We start from the raw sequence: 15083 nt of genomic DNA, 5'->3' as shown, positions 1-15083 counted from the left end.
CGCGAACGCAGAACTGCCGGTGCCCGTTGGGGCACCGGCAGTTCTGTGGATGCGGTAATCAGTCGTTCGCGGCGAGGTCCGGCGTCGCCGGGCCGGTCCCGATCGCAGCGGCCGAGTTGATCCCGGCGCCGATCGGCTCCTTGCGGGCGCTCGTCGTGAAGACGAACTCGCCGTCGGCGAAGTCGACGTGGACGTGGTCGCCCGCGTTCAGCTCGCCGTGCAGGATCTTCTCGCTCAGGCGGTCCTCGATCTCGTGCTGGACCGCACGGCGCAGCGGGCGGGCGCCGAGCGTCGGGTCGAACCCGACCTCGATCAGCCGCTCCTTCGCCGGGAGCTCCAGCTCGATGGTCATGTCGCGGTCGAGCAGACGAGCCGACAGGCGCTTGATGAACAGGTCGACGATCTGCAGGAGCTCGCTCTTGTCGAGCTGCGGGAAGACGATGATCTCGTCGACACGGTTCAGGAACTCCGGCTTGAAGTTCTTCTTCAGCTCCTCGTAGACCTTGCCGCGCATCCGGTCGTAACCGGTCTGCGGGTCACCCTCGATGACGAACCCGACGGGACCGCCGGAGATGTCCTTGGTTCCGAGGTTGGTGGTCATGATGATCACGGTGTTCTTGAAGTCGACCACGCGACCCTGACCGTCCGTCAGACGTCCCTCCTCCAGAATCTGGAGCAGCGAGTTGAAGATGTCGGGGTGTGCCTTCTCGATCTCGTCGAACAGCACGACGCTGAACGGCTTGCGGCGGACCTTCTCGGTGAGCTGGCCGCCCTCTTCGAAGCCCACGAATCCGGGAGGAGCACCGAACAGTCGGGAGACCGTGTGCTTCTCGCCGTACTCCGACATGTCGAGCGAGATCATTGCCGACTCGTCGTCGAACAGGAACTCGGCGAGCGCCTTCGCCAGCTCGGTCTTACCGACGCCGGTGGGGCCGGCGAAGATGAACGAGCCGGACGGACGCTTCGGGTCCTTGAGGCCGGCGCGGGTGCGGCGGATGGTCTTGGAGAGCGCCGCGATGGCCTCCTCCTGACCGATGACCCGCTGGTGCAGGGCCTTCTCCATGAAGACGAGTCGAGCCGACTCCTCCTCGGTGAGCTTGAAGACCGGAATGCCCGTGGCCTGGGCCAGCACCTCGGCGATGAGTCCCTCATCCACCTCGGCCGTGGTCTTCACGTCGCCCGAGCGCCACTGCTTCTCGAGGCGCAGACGCTCGCCGAGGAGGTTCTTCTCCTCGTCGCGCAGGCTCGCGGCCTTCTCGAAGTCCTGGTCCTCGATCGCGGCTTCCTTCTGGGAGCGGACGGCGGCGATCTTGTCGTCGAACTCGCGCAGCTCCGGCGGCGCGGACAGGATCGACAGGCGCAGGCGGGCGCCGGCCTCGTCGATCAGGTCGATGGCCTTGTCCGGGAGGAAGCGGTCCTGGATGTAGCGGTCGGCGAGATTCGCCGCCGAGACGATCGCGCCATCGGTGATCGACACCTTGTGGTGCGCCTCGTAGCGGTCGCGCAGACCCTTCAGGATGTTGATCGTGTGCGGCAGCGACGGCTCGTTCACCTGGATGGGCTGGAACCGGCGCTCGAGGGCGGCATCCTTCTCGAAGTGCTTGCGGTACTCGTCGAGGGTGGTGGCACCGATGGTCTGCAGCTCGCCGCGGGCGAGAAGCGGCTTCAGGATGCTGGCCGCGTCGATCGCGCCCTCTGCGGCACCTGCGCCGACGAGGGTGTGGATCTCGTCGATGAAGGTGATGATGTCGCCGCGGGTGCGGATCTCCTTCGTGACCTTCTTCAGGCGCTCCTCGAAGTCGCCGCGGTAGCGGGAGCCGGCGATGAGCGACCCGAGGTCGAGCGTGTAGAGCTGCTTGTCCTTCAGCGTCTCGGGCACGTCACCGCGGACGATCGCCTGGGCGAGTCCCTCGACGACGGCGGTCTTGCCGACGCCCGGCTCACCGATCAGCACCGGGTTGTTCTTGGAGCGGCGCGACAGGATCTGCATGACCCGCTCGATCTCCTTCTCGCGGCCGATCACGGGGTCGAGCTTGTTATCGCGGGCGGCCTGCGTGAGGTTCCGGCCGAACTGGTCGAGGATCTGGCTACCGGCCTGCGCGGTCTGCTGATCGTTGCCGCCGACCTGGACCTGCTCCTTGCCCTGGTAACCGGAGAGGAGCTGGATCACCTGCTGACGGACGCGGTTGAGGTCGGCTCCGAGCTTCACGAGCACCTGGGCGGCGACACCCTCGCCCTCGCGGATGAGCCCGAGCAGGATGTGCTCCGTGCCGATGTAGTTGTGGCCGAGCTGCAGCGCCTCGCGGAGGCTGAGCTCCAGCACCTTCTTGGCGCGCGGGGTGAACGGGATGTGCCCGGTCGGCTGCTGCTGGCCCTGGCCGATGATGTCCTGGACCTGCTCGCGGACGGCGTCCAGCGAGATGCCGAGCGACTCGAGCGCCTTCGCGGCGACGCCCTCACCCTCGTGGATCAGGCCGAGCAGGATGTGCTCCGTCCCGATGTAGTTGTGGTTGAGCATCTTGGCCTCTTCCTGGGCCAGGACGACGACACGGCGGGCGCGGTCGGTGAATCTCTCGAACATGTCTACTCCTCGGCGACACCGTTGCAGGTTCGGCATCGATACAAAGAGAGTAACCACCGCTCCCCTGCCTTCGTGGCCCTGTTCGCCGTGGGCGTTAAGGGTCTGGCGCGGGTGAGCGGATTGTGCAGGGTCAGCCGTTGCGGGCCGGGAGTCTGAGCGCCGTATCCGGGAGCACGACCTTCACCTCGGCGTTCTTCGCGATGCGGTCCGGTGTGGCGAAAACGGTCGTGTGGGGCACGTAGTCGTGCGTGCAGATCCCGCCGGGGGCGGGTGCGAGGGTCGCCGTGATCGTGGCGTCGCCGGTGGCGGACACGTTCTGGACCTTCGGCGGGCACGTCGAGCTGCCGTAGAGCACGATCGCGAACTGCGTGCCGTCTTCGAGCCAGGCGGCCCAGGCGGCGCCTCCGGCGCTGCTCGCGGGCGCGTCGACGCCCTTCGGCTCGCCCGTGTAATCCTCGAGCGGCCGGCCCGGTGCATTGCTGCACCCGGCGAGCACCGCGACCGTCGCGAGCGCGACGACGAGGGGCGCGAGGCGACGGGAGGTACGGGGCACGGGACCATTCTAGGAAAGTGCGCCGAGCGATGCGGTGCGGAAGCCTAGGATGCCGCTATGAGCAACCTCGAGCGCGATCCGGCCGAGCTGGTGGCCGACTCCTCCGTGCTCACCGAGGCCGGTGTGGAGATCCTCGAACCGCGCGACGTCCCGCTTGGCGGCCCGCGTGCGATGACCGTGCGCCGCACCCTCCCGCAGCGCCGGCGCTCGCTCATCGGCGGCTGGTGCTTCATCGACCACTACGGACCCGACGATGTGTCGGCGACCGGCGGGATGCGCGTCCCGCCTCATCCGCACACCGGCTTGCAGACGGTCAGCTGGCTGTTCGAGGGCGAGATCGACCATCGCGACAGCGTCGGCAGTCACGCGCTGGTCCGGCCGGGCGAGCTCAACCTCATGACGGCCGGCCACGGCATCAGCCACTCGGAGGTGTCGACGCCCGGAACGGCCCGACTGCACGGGGTGCAGCTGTGGGTGGCGCTGCCTGCTGCATCCCGCGACGTCGCACCGTTCTTCGAGCACCACGCTCCGCTCGTGGGGCGCATCGGGGACGCGACCGTCCGGACGTTCGTCGGTGCGCTCGCGGGGAGCGGAACACCGGCCACCGTGTTCTCGCCGCTGGTGGGCGCGGAAATCGTGCTTCCCGCGGGAGCGAGCATCGAGGTGCCGGTCGATGTGTCGTTCGAGCACGGCATCCTGGTGGACACGGGAGACGTCGTGGTCGAGGGCTCCGGTATCCCGGTATCGCACCTGGCGTACATCCCGCCCGGGCGAACCGGCCTGTCCCTCCGGGCGCAATCGGAGGCGCGGGTGGTGCTGCTGGGTGGCGAGCCGCTGGGCGAGCAGATCGTGATGTGGTGGAACTTCATCGGGCGCAGCCACGACGAGGTCGTCGCTTTCCGCGGCGACTGGCAGGACGACGTGATCCGGGGTGCCGACGCGCATGGCCGGTTCGGCACGGTCGACGGGTACGACGGGCCGCCACTGCCCGCGCCGGAGCTGCCGAATGTTCGGCTTCGCCCGCGCGGCTGACCCCGGTTTCGTCCCCAGGGCACGGCCGTCGCCGATTTTCCACAGTTTTCCCGGGGGATGCACGCGACCGGCGTCGCGCCCTCAGACTGGTGTCGAGCGCATGCAAAAAGCTTGAATCTGCATGCGTCACCCGTTATCCTCGACCCATGGGAGTCACCGTGCAAGTAAGAGACCTGGATCCAGCCGTCGATCAGCGCCTCAAGAGCGCTGCAGCAGCCAAGGGGCTGTCGTACTCGGAGTACCTCCGACGAGAGCTCACCCGGATTGCCGAAAAGCTGCGTATCGACGAGCGCTGGAGCGAAGTGAAGGCATCGCGCCACCTCCAGACAAAGCTCCTGACCGCTAACGCCGACCTGCGACGGCCTCTGCTGGACATCTCGACCGAAGAGATCGTCGAGGGTATTCGAGAAGACCGGGACAACCGGTGAAGGCCACGGTCGTGGACTGCAGCGCCCTGGTGGAACTGCTGACAAAAGAAGGCCTGCGCGCCTTCGAAGACAATCCGGAACTCGCCGAGTGCATCCTGGTCGCTCCTCATCTCCTCGATCCCGAATTCCTCAGTGCCATGCGCCGACGCGCGATGCACCACCCCGAACAGGCGCACGACGGGGAGCAGGTCATCCTCGCGTTCTATCAGCTCGACATCATGCGGATGGAGCACGAGCCGTTGTGGGCCGAAGCCTGGAGATGGCGCGACAGCCTGAGCGCCTATGACGCTATGTACGTCGCCCTCGCCCATCTGCTCGAGCTTCCGCTCTTGACTGCCGACGAGCGGCTTGCTTCGGTGGCGACCCGATGGTGCGAGGTCCGCCGGGTGAGCGAACTGCAGGCCGCTTGACGCGGATCGTCTACTGCAGCGCGGAGGTCAGCCGGGCGAGGTTGTCGAGCACGGTGGAGCGAAGCGGCTGCTTCATCCACTCGTCGAGCGTGAGCTCACGGCTGTCTTTGCGGTAGCCGTCTTCGACCCGTCGCATCTCTTCTACGAAGGATCGGCCGCGAACCATGAGCGAGACCTCCATGTTGAGCTGGAAGGAGCGCATGTCCATGTTGCTCGAGCCGATGACAGCAACGTCATCATCGATCGTGAAGTGCTTCGCGTGAAGGATGTACGGGGCCTTGTACATGTAGATGCGCACGCCCGCCCGGAGGAGCGCTTCGTAGTACGAGCGCTGCGCGTGATAGACGAGCGCCTGGTCGCCGATCTCCGAGACGAACAGATCGACCGAGATGCCCCGCTGAACGGCAGAGGTGATCGCCATCAGCATGGACTCGTCTGGCACGAAGTACGGCGAGGTGATGACGATGCGCTCCTGCGCGTAGTACAGCAGCGCCAGGAAGAGCCGGAGGTTGTTCTCGCCGGCGAACCCCGGGCCGGATGGCACGACCTGCGCGTCGAGCTCGTTGTCGTCGACCTCGTCCGTGATCGGCTCGGTCTCCCGACGCAGCAGCTCGTTCGTCTCGCTGTACCAGTCGGTGATGAAGATGGCGTTCAGACCGGCGACGATCGGGCCCTCCAAGCGGACGATGAGTTCCTTCCACTTGAGCCCGCGCCGGATGTTCGACTTCTTGTTGTAGCTGCGGTCGATGACGTTCTGCGAACCCATGAAGGCCACCCGGCCGTCGACGATGAGCAGCTTGCGGTGGTTGCGCAGATCGGGTCGCTGGTACTTGCCCCGGAAGGGCTGGATGGGGAGCATCAGCTGCCACTTGGCACCCATCGCAGTGAGACGTTTGATGGTGCGCTTGTAGTCGGGCGTCCGCCGCGAGGCGATGTGGTCGAGCAGCACGCGCACGGTGACACCGCGCTTTACGGCCTGTTCGAGTTCATCGAAGAGGGGCGCCGTCGTCTTGTCGAGGGTCAGGATGTAGAACTCGATGTGGACGTAGCGACGCGCCGTGCGGATCTCGTCCGTCATCGCGTCCAGCGACCCCTGGTAGTCGCCGTTCAGGGAGGCGCGGTTGCCGCCGACGAGCGGCATCGCGCCCAGGTTGCGGTTGAGCTCGACGACGCCTTCCAGCCACGGCGGCCAGGGGTGATCCCGCCGCACCCGTTCGATGCCCTCTGTGCTGTCGATGATGAAGCGGTTGATCTCCTCCTGCTTCTGCCGGCGGGACTTCGGCAGCTTGTAGCTGCCGATGAGCAGGAAGAAGAGGATGCCGATGTACGGGATGAGGAAGATCGCCAGCAGCCAGGCAGTCGCGGAGGTGGGCTTGCGGTTACGCGGAACGATGATGATCGCGAGTATGCGGATGACGAAGTCGATGAGGATGCCGAGGACGATGGAGGCAGAGATCCAGAACCCCGTGTCCATCTACACGCCCCTCCGGTGATCGCAGCGGAACGCAGCGGCGCCCACAGGAATACCGTATCGGACGCTGAGGGCGCGCCCGGTCAGGCCGTCGGGGAACGCTCCGCAGGCTCAGGCCTTCGGCGAGAGGCCGCGGCGGGCCCGCTCCTCCGCCTCGAGGCGGGTGTAGGCCTTACGCTCGTTGCGGTCGGCACGCACGATGGCGCGCATGATCGCCCAGAACAGCAGGCCGACCAGCACGGTCGGCGCGAGAGCCCAGACGATACCGCCGATGACGTCGTTCATAACGACTCCATGCTAACGCGCGCGCCTGGGAGGCAGGGGACGCTCCTTGACAAGCGGACGCTCCTTGACAAGCGGACGCTCCTTCACAAGCGGACGCTACTTCACAAGTGGGAAGAGGATCGTCTCGCGGATCCCGAGCCCGGTCAGGGCCATGAGCAGGCGGTCGATGCCCATTCCCATGCCTCCCGTCGGGGGCATGCCGAACTCCAGAGCGCGCAAGAACTCCTCGTCCAGACGCATCGCCTCGTTGTCACCCGCTGCCGCGAGCTTGGCCTGCTCGACGAAACGCTCTCGCTGGACGACCGGGTCGACCAGCTCGGAGTAGCCGGTCGCCAGTTCGAAGCCGCGCGTGTAGAGGTCCCACTTCTCTACGACGCCGTCGCGGGAACGGTGAGCGCGGACGAGGGGGCTCGTGTCGACCGGGAAGTCCATGACGAAGGTCGGGCGCACGAGGCCGGTCTTGACGTGGTGCTCCCACAGCTCCTCGACATACTTGCCCGCCAGCGGGTGCTCGATCTCGATGCCGGCCTCGGTAGCGAGCTCGCGCAGGCGCTCGATGGGGGTCTCGGGCGTGATCTGCTCGCCGATCGCCTCGGACAGGCTGTCGTACATCCGGATGCGGTCCCACTCGCCGCCCAGGTCGTACTCGGTGCCGTCGGCCCAGGTCACGACGTGCGATCCGGAGATCGCGACGGCGGCATCCTGGATCAGCTTCTGGGTGAGATCGGCGATCGAGTTGTAGTCGCCGTAGGCCTGGTAGGCCTCGAGCATCGCGAACTCGGGCGAGTGCGTCGAGTCCGCGCCCTCGTTTCGGAAGTTCCGGTTGATCTCGAAGACGCGGTCGATGCCGCCCACCACAGCCCGCTTCAGGTACAGCTCGGGAGCGATCCGCAGGTACAGGTCGGTGTCGAACGCGTTCGAGTGCGTCACGAACGGGCGGGCGGACGCGCCGCCGTGCATGACCTGCAGCATCGGGGTCTCCACCTCGACGAATTCGCGCTCACCGAAGGTGCGGCGGAGACTCGCAACGGCCGCGGCGCGGTCGAGCACGGTCTTGCGCGCCTGCTCACGGGCGATCAGGTCGAGGTACCGGGCGCGGACGCGCGTCTCCTCGTTGAGCTCGTTGTGCAGGTTCGGCAGCGGGAGCAGCGCCTTCGACGCGATCTGCCACTCCTGGGCCATCACGGACAGCTCGCCACGACGGCTGGAGATGACCTCGCCTGAGACGAAGACGTGGTCGCCGAGGTCGACCAGCTCCTTCCACGCGACGAGCGACTCCTCGCCGACGGCCGCGAGCGACACCATGACCTGGATGCGCGACCCGTCGCCCGACTGCAGCACAGCGAAGCACAGCTTGCCGGTGTTGCGCAGGTGAACGACGCGACCGGCGATGCCGACGATCTCACCGGACGCCTCGTCGGCCTGAAGGTGCTCCCACTTCGCGCGGACGGCCGGGATGGTCGTGGTGACCGGGACCTGGACGGGGTACGCCCCGCCCGCAGCGCTCTCGGCCTCGGCCAGCAGGCGCTCGCGCTTGCTCAGGCGGACGGCCTTCTGGTCGCTGACGTCGGCCTCTCCGGTCGGGTCGTCTCCCAAGTCGGCCGCGGTGGTCTGCGCGTCGGTCATCGCTGTCTTTCCGTTCGAAGTGGCGGTGCTGGTCGTCCAGGTCACGTCGTGAGGCGCTTGTTGTCGATCAGCCGGGTCGTTCCGACCCGTGCGGCGATCAGCATCAGGGCGGGACCATGGTGGTCAGGCGACGCCTCGCGGAAGGATTCCGGGTCGACGATCGCGAGATAGTCAAGCTTAACCGCAGGCTCGGCCTCGACGTGCGTGTGAGCCGCCGCGAGAGCGGCAGAGACACCACCGGTCGCCGCATCCGCACCCGCCGCGAGTGCGCGCGACAGGGTGACGGCCGCGAGCCGGTCCTCCGCACCGAGGTAACGGTTGCGGCTGGACAGTGCCAGGCCGTCCTCCTCGCGCACGGTGTCGACGACCACGATCGAGACGGGGAGGTCGAGGTCGTCGACCATGCGGCCGATCACATGGACCTGCTGCGCGTCCTTCTGACCGAACACGGCGGCATCCGGTTGCACGATGTTGAAGAGCTTGCTGACGACGGTCAGGACGCCGTCGAAGTGCCCGGGACGCGACGCGCCCTCGAACAGGCTCCCCGACTCCCCTGCCGAGACCCGGGTCTCGGAGGCGCCGTTCGGATACATCTCCGCGGCGGTCGGTGCGAAGACGACGTCGGCGAGCCCGTCGAGCGCTTCGACGTCGGCATCGAGGGTGCGCGGGTAGCGGTCCAGATCCTCCCCCGCACCGAACTGCAGCGGGTTGACGAAGATCGACACCACCACGAATCCGCCGAGGTCGCGGGCGTGCGACACCAGGCGCAGATGGCCGTCGTGCAGGGCGCCCATGGTGGGAACGAGCACGACCCGACCGACCGGAGCGTCGGCGGGGCCGTCCTGGCGTGCCGACCGACGCGCCTCGGCGACCCGGGCCCGCAGCCCGGCGATGGTGGTGATGATCTCTGGCATGCCCGTCCCTCCGGCCGGAAGTGACCGGCCGGAACCAGGCTACTCGCCGCGGAGGAACCAGCCGCGCCCGTCGTCGCCAGGGCCGCCGTCGCCGGGCCGCGGCTGGTCCGGGCCGTCCTTCAGCGCATCCAGGACCTCCTCGACCCCGAGCCGGGTCGGCGCACCCGCCCGGGTGAGGGCGTTGTCGACGGCCGAACGGATGAGCGAGCTGAGGTATGAGCCCGGATTCTCGACGCCGATGCTCTGCAGCAGGCCGGTCGACTGCTCGACGATCGAGCGCGAGAATGCCGTCGCCGTTGCGATCGCCTCCGCGTAGGCCGGTCGGTCGGCCTCGGCCACGACGACGGGCTCTCCGCCCATCTCGACGACGAGCGCCTGCGCGATCGGCAGCACCGGCGCGGGAGCCGTCACAGCGAAGTAGCTCTCCGCGAGCCGGGTGAGATCGAGACTCGTGCCCGTGAACTCCAGCGCGGGATGCACGGCGAGCGGAATGGCCCCGGCGGCCGCGGCCGGCTGAAGCACGTCGATCCCGTAGCCGGGAGCCGTGTGCAGCACGATCTGCCCGGGCTGCCAGGTACCGGTCGCCGCGAGACCGGCCACGAGCGTGGGGAGCTCCGAATCCGGCACGGCGAGGATGACCAGTTCGCTCCGTTCCACGACGGTGGGCACATCGAGGATGGGGACGAACGGCAGCATCCCCTGGGCGCGGTCACGACTGGCGTCCGAGACCGCCGAGATGCCGACGATCGCGTGACCGGCACCGGCCAGCGCGAGTCCGAGCACCGGACCGACGCGCCCGGCGCCCACGATGCCGAGCCCCAGCCGTCCGGAACGCTGCGAGGGGGGACGGGCGGACGGGAGCATCAGTGTTCCTCCTCGATATCGTGTGCGGAGCCCGCTGGGCGGTCACGCTCCGGGCCGACGCCCCACCGGTGACTGCGGTCGGCAGCCGCCGCGGCCACCGCACGCTCCGACACCTCCTCGAACAGCCGCACCCCGGTCTCCGCGTCGATCGCGGCCAGCCGCGGATGCACGGGACCGGAGACCGTGTGGAAGCGCGCCTCGGCGAGCCGGAGCGCGGCATCCAATGGCCCCTGCTGCAGTTCGAGGCTCTGCAGCCGCGCCAGCGGGACGATCGCGAGGCTGCGCCAGACGACCCCGCGCCGCAGCAGGATGGCGTCATCGACCAGCTGATAGCCGGTGCGCTGCCACGAGAGCGGCCGGATCCACGCCGCGCGCCGGGGACTGCCCGTGAAGTCGTCGCGGCCGCCGGACACCATCCCCGCTTCGATCAGCGCGCGGTGCTCGTCCGTCGCGAACCCGGGCAGCACCAGCGACAGCACCCGGGACACGTCGGCGGCGTCGCCCACCGGGAGCATGGTCGTGTTCGGCTGGCCCGCTGCGCCCTTCTCGCGCGAGTGGCCGGCCGTGTCGATCCTGATCTGCCACCAGCCGAACGGCCTCCAGAGCAACGGCTGCAGCACCTCGACGGCGTGGATGCGCCCCGGCGGGAGCGTCTCGTTGCTCGTGCTGAGCAGGCCGAAACCGACCCGGACGCCGTCCGCCGTGCCCGCGATCGAGTAGCGCAGCGACTTCGTGAAGCGGTTGATGTAGAAGCTCGCCGAGCCGATCAGACCCGGGAGCACGACGATCAGCAGCCAGAGCGCGCCGCTGGAGGCGCCCCAGACGAGGAACGCGACCACCACGAGCACGAAGACGGTGAACCCGCTGAGGACGAGGGATCCGAGAAGCCGCAGCGGCGGGATCTTCACCACCGACTCCGGCGGCGCCGCGTTCGGGTCCAGTTCGGGCGCGAGGAACTCGTTCACCCGGCGGCCGACCAGATCGCCGACGACCGCCGCGCGCGATCCGGAGCCGGTCACCCCGCCGGGCGCACCGCCGGCCGCACCGCCCGCCGGAGCGGCCCCAGCCGTTTCCGCCGCCTCCGCCGCCTCCGCCGCCCGGATTCCTGACGCCAGTCGCAGCACGTCGCCGCGCAGCCCGTCCGCGAGGGTCGACCCGAGGTAGGCGAGCTGCACGTTCGCATCGTGACCGGCGACAGAGATGTCGAGCTTGGCCGCCCCGAAGAGCCGCGCGATCACCGGACGGACGAGGTTGATGCCCTGGATGCGGTCCAGCCGCGCCTTCCGCTGCGTCCGGAACAGGATGCCGCTCCGCACCTCCACGGCGTCGCCCGTGATCCGGAAGCTGTGCATCCGCCACGACAGGTAGAAGGCCCCCAGGCAGAGCAGGATCACCACCGCGACGCCGAGCAGCGCCCAGCCCTCCCACCCGTGGTTGTAGATCGCGTCGAGCGGGTCGCCGCCGTAGTCGGGCGCGCCGACGAAGAAGCTGATCAGCCGCTCCCGGAGGTTCGAGAGGACGAAACCGAACACGGCGATGAAGACGATGCCGCCGCGGAGCAGCGGGGTCGCCGGGTGCAGCCGGTGCCACTCGCCGTCGGTGTACCGTTCGGCCGCCCGCTCCGCCTGCGAGAGCGCCGGTGCGGACTCCGGCCCGCGGGCGTGCGGCGCGCTCACAGTCCCGCCCGCCTGCTCTCCGCGAGCTCGACGAGCCGGTCGCGCAGCTCGGCCGCCACCGGTTCGGGCAGCCCCGGCACCATGACGCCGGTGGACGCGGCCGCGGTGACGAACTTGAGGTCGGCCAGACCGAGCATCCGGCTCACCGGCCCGCGGTTGATGTCGATGAGCTGCATCCGGCCGTACGGGACCGAGACGAAGCGCTGGAACATGATGCCGCGGCGGAAGAGCAGGTCGTCGTCGCGCAGCCGGTAGCCGATCGACCGTGCCCGTCGCGGTGCGATCACCAGGGCGATGACGGTAACGACGATGATTGCCGTCAGGAGCACCCAGCCGAAGGCCCAGCCGCCCACCAGCCAGAGGAAGATACTCGCCGCCGCCAGCACCAGCCCGGTGAGGACGGTGCTCGCGATGACGACCACGACGTACTTCGGCGAGACGCGCCGCCAGTCTCCGACGCTGAGGTCAATCCGCTGGGACATGGACGTTCTCCGTGCGTTCGTCGTCGTCCCCGGGCGGGAGGGTGCAGAACAGCTCCGCGACCAGTCCGGCGACGAGCAGGATCACCGCTCCGGCCGTTGCCAGCGCGGTCAGCAGGATGGCGTTGCCGCCGGGCAGCACATCCCGCGACAACAGGTAGGCACCGACGCCGACTCCGGCACCGACGAGCAGGGAGCCGCTCAGACTGCATGCCTTCGCCAGCACCACGATGCGCGTCGCCTGGAAGGGGTCGATGCGGCGCACGGTGCGCCCGCGGACCGCCCGCCGGATCGGAACGGCGAAGGCCACGACGATGATCGCGACCGCGACCAGGGTGATCGGGAACGTGAGCGGAGGGATGAACACGGGCACGCCCATGCTGGACGCGGCGAGCTCCGCGAGGAAACCGATGACCAGTCCGGCGACGCCGAGGCCGATAAGGGAGGTGGGGCGCGTGCGGTTCACGAGCGGCCCTCCCAGAGTTCGATCGGATCCGTCGCCCGTGCGGCGAGCTCGGCGACCGTGCCCTGACCGACGAGCACCGCATGCGGGTCGACGTCGAGCCACGGCACCAGCACGAAAGCGCGTTCGTGGGCCCGGGGATGCGGCAGCACGATCCGGGGGTCGTCGTCCGAGACGATCCCGTCGAAGTCGACGATGTCGATGTCGATCGTCCGGTCGCCCCACCGCTCCTCGCGGACGCGGCCGAGCGCGTCCTCGATCCTGTTGACCACCTTCAGAAGGTCAAGCGGCTCGAGGAGCGTCCGGACGAGGGCGACGGCGTTCAGGTACGCGGGCGCCTCGGCGTCGATGCCCTCCGGCCGCAGCGCCGGGGTCTCGTACAGCCGGGAGACCGCGCGGACGTCGACCCCGGGCTCCGCTCGCAGCGCCTCTACGGCCGAGTGGATGGTCGCGGCGCGGTCGCCGAGGTTACTGCCGAAGGCGAGCACCGCGGGCAGTCCGACGCGCATCCGCACGGGTTTCCCGATCGGGGCCGCGTTCACGACCGGCTCCTCAGGATGCGCACGGCGACGTCGCCGAACGGCACGCTGATCGGCGCCTGGGGTTTGTGCACGGTGACCTCCACTGCGTCGACGGGCTCGTGGGCCAGCACGGTGGCCGCGACCCGTTCGGCGACGGTCTCGATGAGATCGACCGGGTCGCGCTCGACGGCGGCGACCACCTCCTCGGCCAGCTCGCCGTAGTGGACGGTCGCGCCGAGGTCGTCGGCCTGTGCGGCGGTCGACAGATCGAGCCACGCCGTCACGTCGACGACGAAGTCCTGGCCGTCCGCGCGCTCGAAGTCGAACACACCGTGGTTGGCGCGCACGCGCAGCCCGGTGAGGACGATCGAATCGGTCGGCCGCGAGTGGATGTTACTCATCGCGACCAGCTTGCCACGACCGCACCACGTCGAGTGCGATCCGCGTCGACGGAACGTCGTGAACGCGAACGGCCCACGCGCCGGCCTGAGCGGCGAGCGCCGAGATGACGGCCGTCGGCGCGTCCCGTTCCTCGGCAGGCGCGCCGTCCGGGAGGAGCGCCCCGAGGAACCGTTTGCGCGAGGCCCCGATGAGGACCGGGTAGCCGAGCGTCTCGATCTCCTGGAGTCCGGCGAGCACCTGCCAGTTGTGCTTCGCGTTCTTGGAGAAGCCGATACCGGGGTCGAGGATGAGCTTCGCCGGGTCCACCCCGCGCTGCAGCAGGTCGGTCACGCGCGCGGACAGCTCCGCACGGACCTCCGCCACGGTGTGCTGGTACACCGCGCGGGAGTCCGCCGCGTCCAGCCTCCCGCGCCAGTGCATCACGACGTACTGCGAACCGGTGTCGAGCACGGCGTCCGGCATCCCGGGATCGGCGAGACCGCCGGACACGTCGTTGATGATGGCGGCGCCGGCCTCGACCGCCGCGCGCGCCGTGGAGGCGTTGAGCGTGTCCACGCTGACCGTCACGCCGCACGCCGCCAGCTCGCGGATGACGGGGATGACGCGCTTCTGCTCCTCGGCCGGGTCGACGCGCACCGCGCCGGGTCTCGTGGACTCTCCCCCGACATCCACCAGGTCGGCACCCTGCTCGACCAACTGGAGACCGTGCTCCACCGCCGCTTCCGGCTCGAGCCAGAGGCCGCCGTCGCTGAACGAGTCCGGCGTCACGTTGAGGACACCCATGATCAGGGTCACTCGGCGCCGCGTCCGATCAGCGCCATGAGCTCGGCGCGGGCCGTCGGGTCGGTGTAGGCGCCGCGAGAAGCGACGGTCACCGTCGTGCTGCCGGTCTGCCGCGGGCCGCGCGTCGTCACGCAGCTGTGCGACGCGTCGAGCACCACGAGCACCCCGCGAGCGGCGGCTCCCTGCTCGATCGTGTCGGCGATCTGCTCCGTCAGCCGCTCCTGGACCTGTGGCCGGGACGCGATGGTGTCGATGACCCGGGCGATGCGCCCCAGCCCGATCACCGTGTCGCCGGGGAGGTACGCCACGTGGGCGACGCCGACGAACGGCAGCAGGTGGTGCTCGCAGACGGAACGGAACCGGATGTCGCGGACCAGGACGGTCTCGGCCTGGCGGCCCTCTTCGAGCGGCACCGGTTCGCCGAGGTCGTCCGCGGCGTCCCGCCCGACTCCGGCGAAGAACTCCGCGTACGCGTCGGCCACCCGCGACGGAGTGCTCTCCAGTCCCGGACGCGACGGATCCTCGCCGACGGCGGCGAGGATCTCGGCGACGGCCGCTTCGATGCGCGGGCGATCGAACCCGGTCATGCGGGCGG

General features: G+C 69.1%; 17 protein-coding genes. 3 read left to right on the top strand and 14 right to left on the bottom strand.

The features are described 5' to 3' along the window. Positions 1-58 precede the first annotated feature (58 nt). Both P3F85_RS01645 and P3F85_RS01640 read right to left on the bottom strand, forming a co-directional pair. The gene (locus P3F85_RS01645; RefSeq protein WP_374009529.1) at positions 59-2581 is read right to left on the bottom strand and encodes an ATP-dependent Clp protease ATP-binding subunit; all 2523 of its coding nucleotides are present in this window, start codon (positions 2579-2581) and stop codon (positions 59-61) included. A 130-nt stretch (positions 2582-2711) separates the two neighbouring features. Continuing rightward, positions 2712-3134 (bottom strand): hypothetical protein, encoded by a 423-nt coding sequence (locus tag P3F85_RS01640; protein WP_374009528.1) that lies wholly within the window; start codon positions 3132-3134, stop codon positions 2712-2714. A 57-nt stretch (positions 3135-3191) separates the two neighbouring features. Between P3F85_RS01640 and P3F85_RS01635 the strand changes: the two genes are divergently transcribed. From P3F85_RS01635 to P3F85_RS01625, 3 genes are all read left to right on the top strand, one after another. Further along, positions 3192-4166 carry a pirin family protein gene (locus P3F85_RS01635; protein WP_374009527.1) on the top strand — a complete coding sequence of 325 codons (975 nt, stop codon included), beginning with the start codon at positions 3192-3194 and terminating at the stop codon, positions 4164-4166. Between the two features lie 146 nt (positions 4167-4312). Then, a complete protein-coding gene (locus P3F85_RS01630; protein WP_374009526.1) occupies positions 4313-4594 on the top strand; it encodes a hypothetical protein in 282 nt (93 codons plus the stop codon). Next, positions 4591-5004 (top strand): type II toxin-antitoxin system VapC family toxin, encoded by a 414-nt coding sequence (locus tag P3F85_RS01625; RefSeq protein ID WP_374009525.1) that lies wholly within the window; start codon positions 4591-4593, stop codon positions 5002-5004. Before P3F85_RS01630 ends, P3F85_RS01625 begins: the two co-directional genes overlap by 4 nt. 10 nt (positions 5005-5014) lie before the next feature. On the opposite strand, the gene cls is transcribed toward P3F85_RS01625, so the two are convergent. The 12 genes from cls to folE form a co-directional block, all read right to left on the bottom strand. After that, positions 5015-6478 (bottom strand): cardiolipin synthase, encoded by a 1464-nt coding sequence (gene cls / locus P3F85_RS01620; RefSeq protein WP_374009524.1) that lies wholly within the window; start codon positions 6476-6478, stop codon positions 5015-5017. Between the two features lie 108 nt (positions 6479-6586). Further along, positions 6587-6760 carry a hypothetical protein gene (locus tag P3F85_RS01615; protein ID WP_374009523.1) on the bottom strand — a complete coding sequence of 58 codons (174 nt, stop codon included), beginning with the start codon at positions 6758-6760 and terminating at the stop codon, positions 6587-6589. Between the two features lie 96 nt (positions 6761-6856). Continuing rightward, entirely contained in the window at positions 6857-8386 is a 1530-nt protein-coding gene (lysS, locus tag P3F85_RS01610) for a lysine--tRNA ligase (protein WP_374009522.1), read from the bottom strand. 41 nt (positions 8387-8427) lie between these two features. Continuing rightward, complete coding sequence (gene panC, locus P3F85_RS01605) at positions 8428-9300, bottom strand: pantoate--beta-alanine ligase (RefSeq protein ID WP_374009521.1); 873 nt, start codon at positions 9298-9300, stop codon at positions 8428-8430. Positions 9301-9339: 39 nt separating this feature from the next. Next, complete coding sequence (locus tag P3F85_RS01600) at positions 9340-10164, bottom strand: Rossmann-like and DUF2520 domain-containing protein (RefSeq protein ID WP_374009520.1); 825 nt, start codon at positions 10162-10164, stop codon at positions 9340-9342. Then, positions 10164-11840: a PH domain-containing protein gene (locus P3F85_RS01595; protein WP_374009519.1), complete on the bottom strand. Its 1677-nt coding sequence runs from the start codon at positions 11838-11840 to the stop codon at positions 10164-10166. Before P3F85_RS01595 ends, P3F85_RS01600 begins: the two co-directional genes overlap by 1 nt. Then, positions 11837-12322, bottom strand: coding sequence for a PH domain-containing protein (locus P3F85_RS01590; protein ID WP_374009518.1), 486 nt, complete (start codon positions 12320-12322; stop codon positions 11837-11839). The genes P3F85_RS01595 and P3F85_RS01590 overlap by 4 nt, the downstream gene beginning before the upstream one ends. Continuing rightward, positions 12306-12785 (bottom strand): DUF3180 domain-containing protein, encoded by a 480-nt coding sequence (locus tag P3F85_RS01585; RefSeq protein WP_374009517.1) that lies wholly within the window; start codon positions 12783-12785, stop codon positions 12306-12308. The genes P3F85_RS01590 and P3F85_RS01585 overlap by 17 nt, the downstream gene beginning before the upstream one ends. Beyond that, positions 12782-13324: a 2-amino-4-hydroxy-6-hydroxymethyldihydropteridine diphosphokinase gene (folK, locus tag P3F85_RS01580; RefSeq protein ID WP_374009516.1), complete on the bottom strand. Its 543-nt coding sequence runs from the start codon at positions 13322-13324 to the stop codon at positions 12782-12784. Before folK ends, P3F85_RS01585 begins: the two co-directional genes overlap by 4 nt. Continuing rightward, on the bottom strand, positions 13321-13704 hold the full coding sequence (folB, locus tag P3F85_RS01575) for a dihydroneopterin aldolase (RefSeq protein ID WP_374009515.1): 384 nt from the start codon (positions 13702-13704) through the stop codon (positions 13321-13323). Before folB ends, folK begins: the two co-directional genes overlap by 4 nt. Then, positions 13697-14500, bottom strand: a complete 804-nt coding sequence (gene folP / locus P3F85_RS01570) for a dihydropteroate synthase (RefSeq protein WP_374009514.1) — start codon at positions 14498-14500, stop codon at positions 13697-13699. The genes folB and folP overlap by 8 nt, the downstream gene beginning before the upstream one ends. Further along, the gene (gene folE / locus P3F85_RS01565; protein ID WP_374009513.1) at positions 14497-15075 is read right to left on the bottom strand and encodes a GTP cyclohydrolase I FolE; all 579 of its coding nucleotides are present in this window, start codon (positions 15073-15075) and stop codon (positions 14497-14499) included. Before folE ends, folP begins: the two co-directional genes overlap by 4 nt. Positions 15076-15083: the final 8 nt, after the last annotated feature.

The sequence above is a fragment of the Leifsonia sp. T36S-04 genome (genome assembly GCF_042465655.1).
GTDB lineage: Bacteria > Actinomycetota > Actinomycetes > Actinomycetales > Microbacteriaceae > Leifsonia.
This window is presented reverse-complemented; position numbering and strand designations above follow the sequence as displayed.